This window comes from Streptomyces sp. GS7, assembly GCF_009834125.1.
In the GTDB taxonomy this organism is placed as follows: domain Bacteria; phylum Actinomycetota; class Actinomycetes; order Streptomycetales; family Streptomycetaceae; genus Streptomyces.
The window spans coordinates 603,681-615,949 of record NZ_CP047146.1 but is presented as its reverse complement, the minus strand read 5'-3'; the positions used below and the strand labels follow the sequence as shown (position 1 = coordinate 615,949).

Sequence of the window (12,269 nt, the reverse complement as noted above, 5' to 3'; positions counted from 1 at the left end):
GTCAGTCGACCTCCTCAACCGTCACGAGGTGGCGGACGGTGTGCACCATGCCGCGGAACTCGGGACGGTCCTCCTTGACCACCACGTCGTTGAGCCGCTTGAGGCCCAGCGAACGCAGCGTCTCACGGTGGTTCTGCTTGCTACCGATGTAGGACTTGGTCTGCGTGATCTTGAGGTGCGCCATTACGCGGTCACCCCAGCACGCGCCCGCAGCAGAGCGGCGGGAGCAACGTCCTCCAGCGGCAGGCCACGACGGGCGGCGATCTCCTCGGGCCGCTGCAGGCCCTGGAGCGCCTCCACCGTGGCGTGCACGATGTTGATCGGGTTCGACGAACCGAGCGACTTGCTCAGCACGTCGTGGATGCCCGCGCACTCCAGGACGGCGCGCACCGGGCCACCGGCGATCACACCGGTACCGGGGGAAGCCGGCTTGAGCAGGACGACGCCCGCAGCCTTCTCGCCCTGGATCGGGTGCGGGATGGTGCCCTGGATACGGGGGACCTTGAAGAAGTTCTTCTTGGCCTCTTCCACGCCCTTGGCGATGGCAGCCGGAACTTCCTTGGCCTTGCCGTAACCGACACCTACGGTGCCGTCACCGTCGCCCACCACGACCAGCGCGGTGAAGCTGAAGCGACGACCACCCTTGACAACCTTGGCGACGCGGTTGATCGCGACAACGCGCTCAACGTACGCGGTCTTCTCGGCGGCAGCGCCACCGTCGCGACCCTTCCGGTCCCGCCGCTCGCCGCCACCGGCACCGCTTCCGCGGCGCTGGGGTCCAGCCATTGGATTTACCTCTCTCTATTGCGTCCGCTAGCTCCGGAACCGGGGCTTAGAACTTCAGCCCGGCTTCGCGGGCGGCGTCGGCCAGAGCGGCAATCCGCCCGGCGTACTGCTTGCCACCACGGTCGAACACGACGGCCTCGACACCGGCGGCCTTGGCACGCTCGGCGACCAGGGCGCCAACCTTCTGGGCCTGGGCGCTCTTGTCGCCCTCGCCACCACGGATCGACGCGTCCAGGGTCGACGCCGAGGCCAGCGTGTGGCCCGCGATGTCGTCGATGACCTGGGCGAAGATGCCGCGGTTGGACCGCGTCACGACCAGACGCGGACGCTCCGGGGTACCCGAAATCCGCTTGCGGATGCGGATGTGGCGACGCTTGGCGGCAGCGCGCTTGTAGGCGTTGCCCTTAGCGATCTTCACACCGTATGCCATGGCTTACTTACCAGCCTTTCCGACCTTGCGGCGGATGACCTCGCCGGCGTACTTGACGCCCTTGGCCTTGTACGGGTCAGGCTTGCGCAGCTTGCGGATGTTCGCCGCCACCTCGCCGACCTTCTGCTTGTCGATGCCCTCGACGCTGAGCTTGGTCGGGGACTCGACCTTGAAGGAGATGCCCTCGGGCGCCTCGACGACGATGGGGTGGCTGTAGCCCAGCGAGAACTCCAGGTTGGAGCCCTTCGCCTGGACGCGGTAGCCGACACCGCTGATCTCAAGCGCCTTGCTGTAGCCCTGGGTCACGCCGGTGATCATGTTCGCCACCAGCGTGCGGGACAGGCCGTGCAGGGCCTTGTTCTGCCGCTCGTCGTTCGGGCGGGTGACGGAGATGACGCCGTCCTCACCCTTGGCGACCTCGATGGGCGCCGCGACGGTGTGCGAAAGGGAGCCCTTGGGACCCTTCACCGCGACCGTGCGGCCCTCGATGGTGACGTCCACACCAGCGGGAACCTGGATGGGCAGCTTGCCAATACGCGACATTAGCTATTCCTCCGTTCCCTGTTACCAGACGTAGGCGAGGACTTCCCCACCCACGCCCTTCTTCTGCGCCTGCTGGCCGGTCAGGAGACCGTGGGACGTGGAGATGATGGCCACGCCCAGGCCGCCGAGGACCTTCGGCAGGTTGGTGGACTTGGCGTAGACCCGCAGACCCGGCTTCGAGATCCGCTTGATGCCGGCGATCGAGCGCTCGCGGTTCGGGCCGAACTTCAGCTCGAGGACGAGGTTCTTGCCGACCTCGGCGTCCTCGGTCTTCCAGCCGGTGATGTAACCCTCCTGCTGGAGGATCTCCGCGATGTGCGACTTGATCTTGCTGTGCGGCATCTCGACGGTGTCGTGGTAAGCCGAGTTCGCGTTCCGCAGACGGGTCAGCATGTCTGCGATGGGGTCAGTCATGGTCATGAATTGGCCTTCGGCCTCTCTCGCCGGGGTTTCCTATATGCGCCATCCCTCTCCCCGATCTCGGTCGGGACGGGTGCGGCACGGGGACCTACGGCGTAGTAAGCGACGTTATGCGGGCGGGGCCCGCGGTCGGTCTCGGGCGGCGGGGCGCCCAAACCCTTCCAGCTTACGGGAAAAGGTCTGGGACGCCCGCCGACCGAATGCTTACCGAGAGCGTCCGGTGATTCCCAACTAGGGAATTACCAGGAGCTCTTGGTCACGCCCGGCAGCTCGCCACGGTGAGCCATCTCACGAAGGCACACGCGGCACAGGCCGAACTTGCGGTAGACGGAGTGCGGACGGCCGCAGCGCTGGCAGCGGGTGTACGCGCGCACACCGAACTTCGGCTTGCGAGCAGCCTTGGCAATCAGAGCCTTCTTCGCCATCTCGCTCACGCCTCCTTGAACGGGAAGCCGAGGTGACGAAGCAGGGCGCGGCCCTCGTCGTCGTTGGTCGCCGTGGTGACCACGGTGATGTCCATACCCCGGGTGCGGTCGATCTTGTCCTGGTCGATCTCGTGGAACATGACCTGCTCCGTGAGACCGAAGGTGTAGTTGCCCCGACCGTCGAACTGCTTCGGGGACAGACCACGGAAGTCGCGGATACGCGGCAGCGCGAGCGACAGCAGGCGGTCCAGGAACTCCCACATGCGGTCACCGCGGAGGGTGACGTGGGCACCGATCGGCTGGCCCTCACGCAGCTTGAACTGCGCGATGGACTTACGGGCCTTGGTGACGGCCGGCTTCTGGCCGGTGATCGTGGTGAGGTCGCGGATGGCGCCCTCGATCAGCTTGGAGTCGCGGGCGGCGTCGCCCACACCCATGTTGACCACGATCTTGGTCAGGCCGGGGATCTGCATGACGTTCTCGTAGGAGAACTCGTCCTTCAGCTTCCCGGCGATCTCTTCGCGGTAGCGCGTCTTGAGACGCGGCGCGTTGGTGGTGGCAGTCATCAGATGTCCTCACCGGTCCGCTTGGCAACGCGGATCTTGTTGCCCTCGTCGTCGAAGCGGTACCCGACGCGGGTGACGACCTTCTTGCCGTCCTGCTCCACGACCAGCTGCACGTTGCTGACGTGGACCGGAGCCTCGGTCGTCACGATGCCGCCGGTCTGCGAACCACGAGCGGTCTGTCCGGCCTTGGTGTGCTTCTTGACCCGGTTGACACCCTCGACCAGGACACGGTCCTCGCGGGGGTAGGCCGCGATGACCTTGCCCTGCTTGCCCTTGTCCTTACCGGTGATGACCTGGACCAGGTCGCCCTTCTTGATCTTCATCGGTTACAGCACCTCCGGCGCGAGCGAGATGATCTTCATGAACTTCTTCTCGCGCAGCTCACGGCCCACGGGGCCGAAGATACGGGTGCCGCGGGGGTCGCCATCGTTCTTGAGGATGACGGCCGCGTTCTCGTCGAAGCGGATGTACGAGCCGTCCGGACGGCGGCGCTCCTTGACGGTGCGAACGATGACGGCCTTGACGACGTCACCCTTCTTCACGTTGCCACCGGGGATCGCGTCCTTGACGGTGGCGACGATGACGTCACCGATGCCCGCGTAGCGGCGACCGGAACCACCGAGAACACGGATGCAAAGGATCTCCTTCGCACCAGTGTTGTCGGCGACACGCAGTCGCGACTCCTGCTGGATCACGTCTATCTCCTGAATGTCTGCCGGTTCCCGGCAGGGGCCCGTCCCTTACGGGACGTCAGCCCCTGCCGAGCCTGGCGGAACTGTTCCTAGGGGGTCCCCCTAGGAGGGATTGCTTGCCTGTCGAAATCCCCGTGAGGGAATTACTTGGCCTTCTCGAGGATCTCGACGATGCGCCAGCGCTTGGTGGCGGACAGCGGCCGGGTCTCCATCAGGAGGACGCGGTCGCCGACACCGGCAGCGTTCTGCTCGTCGTGCGCCTTGAGCTTGTTGGTACGGCGGATGACCTTGCCGTACAGCGCGTGCTTGACGCGGTCCTCGACGGCGACGACGACGGTCTTGTCCATCTTGTCGCTGACGACCAGACCCTCACGGGTCTTGCGGAAACCGCGCTCGTTCGTCTCAGTCACATTCTTCTCGCTCATCAGGCGCTCTCCACCGTCTCGATGCCGAGCTCGCGCTCCCGCATCAGGGTGTAGATCCGGGCGATGTCCTTCCGGACGGCCTTCAGCCGGCCGTGGTTTTCGAGCTGTCCGGTCGCCGCCTGGAAGCGGAGGTTGAACAGCTCCTCCTTGGCCTCACGCAGCTTGGCAACGAGCTCCTCGTTGTTCAGCTCGCGCAGCTCGGACGCCTTGGTAACGGCCGACATCACGATTCACCTGCCTCGCGCCGAACGATGCGGCACTTCATCGGAAGCTTGTGGGCGGCGCGGGTCAGCGCCTCCTTGGCAACCTTTTCGTTCGGGAAGGACAGCTCGAACATCACCCGACCAGGCTTGACGTTCGCGACCCACCACTCCGGAGAACCCTTACCGGAACCCATGCGGGTCTCGGCCGGCTTCTTCGTCAGCGGACGGTCGGGGTAGATGTTGATCCACACCTTGCCGCCACGCTTGATGTGACGGGTCATGGCGATACGAGCGGACTCGATCTGCCGGTTCGTCACGTAGGCCGGGGTCACGGCCTGAATGCCGTACTCACCGAAGGCCAGCTCGGTACCGCCCTTGGCCATACCGTTCCGCTTCGGGTGGTGCTGCTTGCGGTGCTTGACCCTGCGAGGGATCAGCATGTCGGTCAGCCCTCCGTTCCAGGGTTCTCCGCCGGAGCAGCGGCAGCGGCCTCGGCCTTGGGGGCCTCGGCAGCGGCGCTCTGCTGCTGCGGCTTGCGGCCGCGACCGCCACGCTCGCCACCGCGACGCGGACGCTCGTTGCCACCGCGAGCCGGGCGGTTGCCCGCACGGGCGGCGGCGTTCTCGGCGCGCACCTCGGCGATGTTCTTGACGTCGCCCTTGTAGATCCAGACCTTCACGCCGATACGGCCGAAGGTGGTCTTGGCCTCGAAGAAGCCGTAGTCGACGTTCGCGCGGAGGGTGTGCAGGGGCACACGGCCCTCGCGGTAGAACTCCGAGCGGGACATCTCGGCGCCGCCGAGACGGCCACCGCACTGGATCTTGATGCCCTTGGCGCCGGCCTTCATCGTCGACTGCATGCTCTTGCGCATGGCGCGACGGAAGGAGACGCGGGACGACAGCTGCTCGGCGACGGCCTGGGCCACGAGCTGAGCATCGGTCTCGGGGTTCTTGACCTCGAGGATGTTCAGCTGGACCTGCTTGCCGGTCAGCTTCTCCAGCTCACCGCGGATGCGGTCGGCCTCGGCGCCACGGCGGCCGATGACGATGCCCGGACGAGCGGTGTGGATGTCAACGCGGACGCGCTCACGGGTGCGCTCGATCTCCACCTTGGAGATACCGGCGCGCTCCATGCCCTTCGTCATCATGCGACGAATGGCGACGTCTTCCTTGACGTAGTCCTTGTACAGCTTGTCGGCGTACCAGCGGGACTTGAAGTCCGTCGTGACGCCGAGCCGGAACCCGTGCGGGTTTACCTTCTGGCCCATTACCGGGTTCCTTCCTTGCTGCTGACGACCACGGTGATGTGGCTGGTCCGCTTGCGGATCCGGTAGGCACGGCCCTGGGCACGCGGACGGAACCGCTTCAGGGTCGGGCCCTCGTCGACGTACGCCTCGCTGATGACGAGCGTGGAGGCGTCCGTGTGGTCGTAGTTGTGCGCGGCGTTGGCAATGGCGCTGTCCAGCACCTTGCCGACGGGCACGCTCGCGGCCTGCGGGGCGAAACGCAGGACCGCCTGAGCCTCCGTGGCATCCATGCCACGGATAAGGTCCACCACGCGGCGGGCCTTCATGGGCGTGACGCGGATGTACCGCGCCTGGGCCCTGGCTTCCATGGTTGTCCCTTCGGTGTCAGTCATAGTCTTCGCACTCCGGTCGATCAGCGACGACGCGACTTGCGGTCGTCCTTCTCGTGGCCGCGGAAGGTGCGGGTCGGCGCAAACTCGCCGAGCTTGTGGCCGACCATCGACTCGGTGACGAACACCGGGACGTGCTTGCGGCCGTCATGCACCGCGATCGTGTGGCCGAGCATGGCCGGGACGATCATGGAGCGGCGGGACCAGGTCTTGATGACGTTCTTGGTGCCTGCATCGTTCTGTACGTCCACCTTCTTGGCGAGGTGGTCGTCGACGAAGGGCCCCTTCTTGAGACTACGCGGCATCTAAACCCGCTCCTAGCGCTTCTTGTTCGTCTTGCGGCGGCGGACGATGTACTTGTTGCTGGCCTTCTTCGGCGAGCGAGTACGACCCTCCTTCTTGCCCCAGGGCGAGACCGGGTGGCGACCACCGGAGGTCTTGCCCTCACCACCACCGTGCGGGTGGTCAACCGGGTTCATCACGACACCACGCACGGTCGGGCGGACGCCCTTCCAGCGCATGCGGCCGGCCTTGCCCCAGTTGATGTTCGACTGCTCGGCGTTGCCGACCTCGCCGACGGTGGCGCGGCAGCGCACGTCGACCAGGCGGATCTCGCCGGACGGCATACGCAGGTGGGCCATGGAGCCCTCCCGCGCCAGCAGCTGCACGGAGGCACCCGCGGAACGGGCGAACTTCGCGCCGCCGCCGGGCCGCAGCTCGATGGCGTGGATGGTCGTACCGACCGGGATGTTGCGCAGCGGCAGGTTGTTGCCCGGCTTGATGTCGGCGCCAGCGCCGTTCTCAATCCGGTCGCCCTGCTGCAGGCCACGCGGGGCGATGATGTAGCGCTTCTCGCCGTCTGCGTAGTGCAGCAGCGCGATGCGCGCGGTGCGGTTGGGGTCGTACTCGATGTGCGCGACCTTGGCCGGCACGCCGTCCTTGTCGTGACGACGGAAGTCGATCACGCGGTAGGCGCGCTTGTGGCCACCGCCCTGGTGGCGAACGGTCACACGACCGGCGTTGTTACGGCCGCCCTTGCTGTGCAGCGGGCGGACCAGCGACTTCTCCGGCGTGGACCGCGTGATCTCGACAAAGTCGGCGACGCTGGAGCCACGACGGCCCGGGGTCGTCGGCTTGTACTTGCGGATACCCATTTCTCAGTCCTCGTCCGATTCCGGACGACTCGGACTCCGTTAGGAGACCGGGCCGCCGAAGATGTCGATTCGGTCGCCCTCGGAGAGGGTCACGATGGCGCGCTTGGTGTTGGCGCGCTTGCCGAAACCGGTCTTGGTGCGCTTGCGCTTACCCTGCCGGTTGATCGTGTTGACCCCGGTGACCTTGACCGAGAAGACCGCCTCGACGGCCTGCTTGATCTGGGTCTTGTTCGCGCCGGGCGCGACGATGAACGTGTACTTGTTCTCGTCCAGCAGCGCGTAGCTCTTCTCGGAAACCACCGGCTTGACGAGAACGTCGCGCGGGTCCGTGAAGGTCTTGCTGGTGACGACGGCCTCAGTCATCAGGCGTCGCTCCCTTCGGTCTCAGCGTTGGCCTTGGGGCCGGACACGAAGGACTCGAAGGCGGCCTTGGTGAAGACCACGTCGTCGGAGACGAGCACGTCGTACGTGTTCAGCTGGCCCGGCTCCAGGATGTGGACCTGGGGCAGGTTGCGGGCGGACAGCCACGCGGCCTCGTCGGAGCGCTCGGCGACCAGGAGCAGGTTCTTGCGCTCGCTGATCTTGCCGAACAGGCCCTTGGCGGCCTTGGTGGAAACCGCGCCCTCGACCACGCCGGACACGACGTGGATGCGGCTGTGGCGGGCCCGGTCGGAGAGGGCACCGCGCAGCGCGGCGGCCTTCATCTTCTTCGGGGTCCGCTGCGAGTAGTCACGCGGCTGCGGGCCGTGGACGACGCCACCGCCGGCGAACTGCGGCGCGCGGGTCGAACCCTGGCGCGCGCGGCCGGTGCCCTTCTGGCGGTACGGCTTCTTGCCACCGCCGCGGACCTCGCCGCGGGTCTTGGTCTTGTGCGTGCCCTGACGGGCCGCGGCCAGCTGCGCGACGACGACCTGGTGGATCAGCGGAACGCTGACCTTGGCGTCGAAGATCTCCGTGGGGAGCTCGACGGTCCCGGCCTTGTCGCCTGCCGGCGAAAGGATGTCAATGGTGCTCATCGGTTACCTCAGGCCCCCTTGGCCGCGGTACGGACCAGGACGAGGCCGCCGTTCGGACCAGGAACTGCGCCCTTGATGAGCAGCAGACCCTTCTCCGCGTCAACGGCGTGGACGGTCAGGTTCTGGGTGGTGACCCGCTCATTGCCCATACGGCCGGCCATCCGCATGCCCTTGAACACGCGGCCCGGGGTGGCGCAGCCACCGATGGAGCCCGGCTTGCGGTGCACGCGGTGGGCACCGTGCGAAGCCTTGCCGCCGTGGAAGCCGTGACGCTTCATGACACCGGCGAAGCCCTTGCCCTTGCTCTTGCCGGTCACGTCCACCTTGACGCCGGACTCGAAGGTCTCGGCGGTCAGCTCCTGGCCGAGGGTGTACTCGGACGCATCCGGCGTACGAACCTCGACGAGGTGGCGACGGGGGGTGACGTCGGCCTTCGCGAAGTGGCCCTTGAGGGGCTTGTTCACCTTGCGCGGGTCGATCTCGCCGAAGGCGATCTGGACGGAGTCGTAGCCGTCCTGGTCATTGGTGCGCACCTGGGTAACGACGCAGGGGCCGGCCTTCACCACGGTCACCGGGACGACACGGTTGTTCTCGTCCCAGACCTGGGTCATGCCGAGCTTCTCGCCCAGGATGCCCTTGATCTGCTTAGCCATCTCTTCCGCGCCTCTCAGAGCTTGATCTCGATGTCAACGCCGGCCGGAAGGTCCAGGCGCATCAGCGAGTCAACGGTCTTGGGCGTCGGGTCGAGGATGTCGATCAGGCGCTTGTGCGTGCGCATCTCGAAGTGCTCGCGCGAGTCCTTGTACTTGTGCGGCGACTTGATGACGCAGTACACGTTCTTCTCAGTGGGCAGCGGCACCGGGCCCGCGACCGACGCACCAGTGCGGGTCACCGTCTCGACGATCTTCTTCGCCGAGGAGTCGATGACCTCGTGGTCGTAGGCCTTGAGCCGGATGCGGATCTTCTGTCCCGCCATGGCTACTTCGTAGTCCTGTCTCTCGTAACGCTCTGGGACCCGGCAGGTTCGCGTTCGTCCCCGACCCACGCGGTCGGGCGTGTCGCGCCCCTTCTCGTAAAATCTCCGCACGGGAGACCCTTCAAGAAGGAGAAAGTGAGGGAAGAACACCCACCGGGCGCCTGGCCGAGGCACCGCGCTGACGCTTCCCGGAAGATTCCCGTACTTCCGCCCCTCAGAAGGGACGACGAATACCTGGGACTCGCTTCCGGTCCTCCCGGCGGGAGGCGCGCAGCATCGGCACTCAACCGAGCAACCTGGACAGTGTGCCATACGGGTCATGTCGACGGCCAATCGAGCCGAAGAGCGTACCCCAGGCGGGACGCGGCGAACCGCCTCGGCGGACCGCGCCACCGTGCGTGACGGTGCGTGACGATCCGCGGGGTCGGTGACGCGTGGCGCGCACCGCATCGGGAGGCCGGAGCCCCTTTCCCGGAGGTAGTGGTCGCCGGCAAGACCCCTAGGTCGAGGGGCCTGTCTATAGGGGGTGTCACGGGTTCACGGCCGCAGCGCCGGGTGCCTAGCCTGACGCGGGCGGGGCCCGGGCTGCCTGGGCGCACTCACTGAGAGGTGTCCAGAGGTGACCATGTCGCTCGATCCGGTGGCCATGGCCGGTGCCGGGTACCGGCTGCCGGACGGCGCCCCCCGCCACAAGGTCGTCTTCGCCTTCGCCGGACAGGGGCACCAGTGGCGCGGCATGGGGCGGGAGCTGCTGGGCCACGAGCCCGCCTTCCGGGAGACCGTGGAGCGCTGCGACGCCGTCATCCGGCCGCAGGTCGGCTGGTCGGTCATGGACCAGCTCCTGCTCGACGCGGCCGAGCCGCGGCTGCGCCGGTCCGACGTCCTCCAGCCCACGCTGTTCACCTTCCAGGTCGCGCTCGCCGCGGTGTGGCGGTCCTGGGGCGTGCGCCCCGACGCCGTGGTGGGCCAGAGCATGGGCGAGGTGGCCGCGGCGCATGTCGCCGGCGCGCTGACGCTTGAGGACGCGGTGACGATCCAGTGCCGGCGCAGCGCGCTGCTCCAGCGGATCAGCGGCAGGGGCACGATGGCGGTGGTCGAGCTGCCGGCCGAGGACGTCGCCGACGAGATCGCCAGGGAGGGCGACGGCGACCGCGTCGGCATCGCCGGGTACAACAGCCCGACGCTGACCGTCCTCGCCGGTGACCACCAGGCCCTGGAGCGGATCCTGCGGCGGCTGGAGGACCGGGACGTCTACTGCAAGCAGGTCCGGGACACCGCCCCCTCGCACAGCCCGTACGTCGACGAGCTCCGCGACGACCTCGAAGCGGCGCTGCGGGACATCCGGCCGCGCCGGGCGTCCGTCCCCATGTACTCCACGGTGACGCTGGAGCGCGTCGACGGCGCCGAGCTGACGGCCTCGTACTGGATACGGAACCTGCGGGAGCCGGTCCGGCTCATGCCCGCGGTCGGCCTGCTGCACGCCGCCGGGCACGACGTCTTCCTGGAGATCAGCGGTCATCCCGTGCTGCAGGACTCGATCCAGCAGTGCCTGGAGAGCGCCGGGCACACCGGCCACGCCCTGGCCTCGGGCCGCCGCAGGGCCGAGCTGGACTCCCTGTCCGCCTCACTGGGTGCCCTGCACGCGCTGGGCTGCACGCCCCGGCGGCCGGTGCGCCGCCGCGGGCCGACCCCCTACCAACGGGCCGTGGCCCCCGCCCTGCTCCACCGGACCCGGACGCACCAGCGCCGGCACCAGGGGGAAACCGCATGAGCGGCCACGTTCTGATCGTCAACGTCCCGGTCACCGGCCACGTCCTGCCCACCCTCCCGGTGACCGCCGAGCTGGTGCGCCGGGGGTGCCGGGTCAGCTACGTGACGGCCGCCCCCTTCGCCGACCAGGTGCGGGCGACCGGGGCCGAGGTCCTGACGTACCCCTCGCTGGACCCGGGCGGCAGGCTCAGGGACGCGAGTCCGGCCGAGTCGGTGACGGTGTTCCTGGAAGAGAACATCCGCATCATCCAGGCCGTCGAGGACCGGCTGGGCGGGCTGCGGCCCGAGGAGCGCGTCGACCTCGTCGCGTACGACGGGCAGACCTTCCAGGCGGGGCGGGTGCTGGCCGCCAAGTGGGGACTTCCCGCGGTCCAGTTGAACCCCGTCTTCGCCTCCAACGAGCACTACTCCTTCATGCAGGAGATGGCGGAGGGCGCCGGAGCGGGCGGGGCGAGCCCCGAGGAGATGGCCGAGTACGGCAGGCGGAACGCCGAGCTGCTCGCCGAACACCGCGTCGCCCTGCCGGTCCTGGACTTCCTGACGAGGGTCGAGGACTTCCACGTGGTGTTCGTCCCCCGGGCCCTGCAGCCCAAGGAGGAGACCTTCGACGAGCGCTTCGCCTTCGTGGGCCCGTGCCTGGACGGGCGGGGCTTCCTGGGCGAGTGGCGGCGGCCCGCCGGGGACCGTCCGGTGGCGCTGATCTCGCAGGGCACCACGTACAACGACAACACCGGCTTCTTCCGGGCCTGCCTGGAGGCGTTCGAGGGCCTGGACTGGCACCTGGTGATCTCGGTGGGGCCCGGCGCCGATCCCGCGGCGCTCGGCCCGCTGCCGCCGCACGTCGAGGTGCACCAGTGGGTCCCGCACCTGGCCGTGCTGGAACACGCCTCCGTGTTCGTCTCCCAGGGCGGCATGGGCAGCCTCACCGAGGCGCTGTACCAGGGCTGCCCCATGGTGGTCGTACCGCACTCGCCCAGCTACCTGCCCAGCGCCCGGCGGGTGGCCGAGCTGGGGATCGGCGAGGTCGTCCGCCCCGAGGAGGTCGACGCAGCGCGGCTGCGCACCGCCGTGCTCGCGCTCACCGGGGACGAGGGCGTCCTGCGGCGGGTGGCCGATCTGCGGCGGCAGACCCGTGAGGCGGGCGGGGCCGTGCGCGCCGCCGACGAGATCACCGCGTATCTGCGGCGCGCCCGCACCACGGCCCCGCGCTGACGCCCGACGGCCCCCG

22 protein-coding genes are annotated in these 12,269 nt (G+C 68.0%); 2 read left to right on the top strand and 20 right to left on the bottom strand.

All coding sequences use genetic code 11. From position 1 onward, the window contains the following. Position 1: 1 nt before the first annotated feature. The 20 genes from rpmD to rpsJ all read right to left on the bottom strand — a co-directional run bounded on the left by rpmD (position 2) and on the right by rpsJ (position 9,271). Positions 2–184 (bottom strand): 50S ribosomal protein L30, encoded by a 183-nt coding sequence (gene rpmD / locus GR130_RS02545; RefSeq protein ID WP_159503187.1) that lies wholly within the window; start codon positions 182–184, stop codon positions 2–4. Then, a complete protein-coding gene (rpsE, locus tag GR130_RS02540) occupies positions 184–786 on the bottom strand; it encodes a 30S ribosomal protein S5 (protein WP_042155878.1) in 603 nt (200 codons plus the stop codon). The genes rpmD and rpsE overlap by 1 nt, the downstream gene beginning before the upstream one ends. Positions 787–832: 46 nt before the next feature. Next, positions 833–1,216, bottom strand: coding sequence for a 50S ribosomal protein L18 (gene rplR, locus GR130_RS02535; protein WP_159503186.1), 384 nt, complete (start codon positions 1,214–1,216; stop codon positions 833–835). Positions 1,217–1,219: 3 nt separating this feature from the next. Beyond that, positions 1,220–1,759 carry a 50S ribosomal protein L6 gene (gene rplF / locus GR130_RS02530; RefSeq protein ID WP_159503185.1) on the bottom strand — a complete coding sequence of 180 codons (540 nt, stop codon included), beginning with the start codon at positions 1,757–1,759 and terminating at the stop codon, positions 1,220–1,222. Between the two features lie 21 nt (positions 1,760–1,780). Next, positions 1,781–2,179 carry a 30S ribosomal protein S8 gene (gene rpsH, locus GR130_RS02525; RefSeq protein ID WP_159503184.1) on the bottom strand — a complete coding sequence of 133 codons (399 nt, stop codon included), beginning with the start codon at positions 2,177–2,179 and terminating at the stop codon, positions 1,781–1,783. A gap of 239 nt (positions 2,180–2,418) precedes the next feature. Continuing rightward, positions 2,419–2,604, bottom strand: a complete 186-nt coding sequence (locus GR130_RS02515) for a type Z 30S ribosomal protein S14 (protein ID WP_003956452.1) — start codon at positions 2,602–2,604, stop codon at positions 2,419–2,421. A gap of 5 nt (positions 2,605–2,609) precedes the next feature. Then, the gene (gene rplE / locus GR130_RS02510) at positions 2,610–3,170 is read right to left on the bottom strand and encodes a 50S ribosomal protein L5 (protein WP_016571061.1); all 561 of its coding nucleotides are present in this window, start codon (positions 3,168–3,170) and stop codon (positions 2,610–2,612) included. After that, positions 3,170–3,493, bottom strand: a complete 324-nt coding sequence (gene rplX, locus GR130_RS02505; protein ID WP_016571060.1) for a 50S ribosomal protein L24 — start codon at positions 3,491–3,493, stop codon at positions 3,170–3,172. Before rplX ends, rplE begins: the two co-directional genes overlap by 1 nt. 3 nt (positions 3,494–3,496) lie before the next feature. After that, complete coding sequence (rplN, locus tag GR130_RS02500) at positions 3,497–3,865, bottom strand: 50S ribosomal protein L14 (RefSeq protein WP_003998823.1); 369 nt, start codon at positions 3,863–3,865, stop codon at positions 3,497–3,499. 140 nt (positions 3,866–4,005) lie between these two features. Beyond that, positions 4,006–4,287, bottom strand: a complete 282-nt coding sequence (gene rpsQ, locus GR130_RS02495) for a 30S ribosomal protein S17 (RefSeq protein ID WP_006604882.1) — start codon at positions 4,285–4,287, stop codon at positions 4,006–4,008. Beyond that, positions 4,287–4,511: a 50S ribosomal protein L29 gene (gene rpmC / locus GR130_RS02490; RefSeq protein ID WP_159503182.1), complete on the bottom strand. Its 225-nt coding sequence runs from the start codon at positions 4,509–4,511 to the stop codon at positions 4,287–4,289. Before rpmC ends, rpsQ begins: the two co-directional genes overlap by 1 nt. Continuing rightward, positions 4,511–4,930 carry a 50S ribosomal protein L16 gene (gene rplP, locus GR130_RS02485; RefSeq protein WP_004571829.1) on the bottom strand — a complete coding sequence of 140 codons (420 nt, stop codon included), beginning with the start codon at positions 4,928–4,930 and terminating at the stop codon, positions 4,511–4,513. Before rplP ends, rpmC begins: the two co-directional genes overlap by 1 nt. A 5-nt stretch (positions 4,931–4,935) precedes the next feature. Further along, positions 4,936–5,757, bottom strand: coding sequence for a 30S ribosomal protein S3 (gene rpsC / locus GR130_RS02480; protein ID WP_043264894.1), 822 nt, complete (start codon positions 5,755–5,757; stop codon positions 4,936–4,938). After that, the gene (gene rplV, locus GR130_RS02475; protein WP_009997296.1) at positions 5,757–6,104 is read right to left on the bottom strand and encodes a 50S ribosomal protein L22; all 348 of its coding nucleotides are present in this window, start codon (positions 6,102–6,104) and stop codon (positions 5,757–5,759) included. The genes rpsC and rplV overlap by 1 nt, the downstream gene beginning before the upstream one ends. A 44-nt stretch (positions 6,105–6,148) precedes the next feature. Continuing rightward, on the bottom strand, positions 6,149–6,430 hold the full coding sequence (gene rpsS / locus GR130_RS02470) for a 30S ribosomal protein S19 (RefSeq protein WP_016571057.1): 282 nt from the start codon (positions 6,428–6,430) through the stop codon (positions 6,149–6,151). Between the two features lie 12 nt (positions 6,431–6,442). Then, a complete protein-coding gene (rplB, locus tag GR130_RS02465; RefSeq protein ID WP_016571056.1) occupies positions 6,443–7,279 on the bottom strand; it encodes a 50S ribosomal protein L2 in 837 nt (278 codons plus the stop codon). 39 nt (positions 7,280–7,318) lie between these two features. Beyond that, complete coding sequence (gene rplW, locus GR130_RS02460; protein ID WP_159503181.1) at positions 7,319–7,642, bottom strand: 50S ribosomal protein L23; 324 nt, start codon at positions 7,640–7,642, stop codon at positions 7,319–7,321. Continuing rightward, entirely contained in the window at positions 7,642–8,295 is a 654-nt protein-coding gene (gene rplD, locus GR130_RS02455; RefSeq protein ID WP_159503180.1) for a 50S ribosomal protein L4, read from the bottom strand. The genes rplW and rplD overlap by 1 nt, the downstream gene beginning before the upstream one ends. A gap of 8 nt (positions 8,296–8,303) precedes the next feature. Continuing rightward, positions 8,304–8,948 (bottom strand): 50S ribosomal protein L3, encoded by a 645-nt coding sequence (rplC, locus tag GR130_RS02450; RefSeq protein ID WP_046927442.1) that lies wholly within the window; start codon positions 8,946–8,948, stop codon positions 8,304–8,306. A gap of 14 nt (positions 8,949–8,962) precedes the next feature. Continuing rightward, on the bottom strand, positions 8,963–9,271 hold the full coding sequence (gene rpsJ / locus GR130_RS02445; protein WP_003948644.1) for a 30S ribosomal protein S10: 309 nt from the start codon (positions 9,269–9,271) through the stop codon (positions 8,963–8,965). Positions 9,272–9,896: 625 nt separating this feature from the next. Between rpsJ and GR130_RS02440 the strand changes: the two genes are divergently transcribed. Together GR130_RS02440 and GR130_RS02435 are read left to right on the top strand one after the other, a co-directional pair. Further along, positions 9,897–11,042 (top strand): acyltransferase domain-containing protein, encoded by a 1,146-nt coding sequence (locus tag GR130_RS02440; protein ID WP_159509675.1) that lies wholly within the window; start codon positions 9,897–9,899, stop codon positions 11,040–11,042. Continuing rightward, a complete protein-coding gene (locus tag GR130_RS02435; protein WP_159503179.1) occupies positions 11,039–12,253 on the top strand; it encodes a macrolide family glycosyltransferase in 1,215 nt (404 codons plus the stop codon). Before GR130_RS02440 ends, GR130_RS02435 begins: the two co-directional genes overlap by 4 nt. Positions 12,254–12,269: the final 16 nt, after the last annotated feature.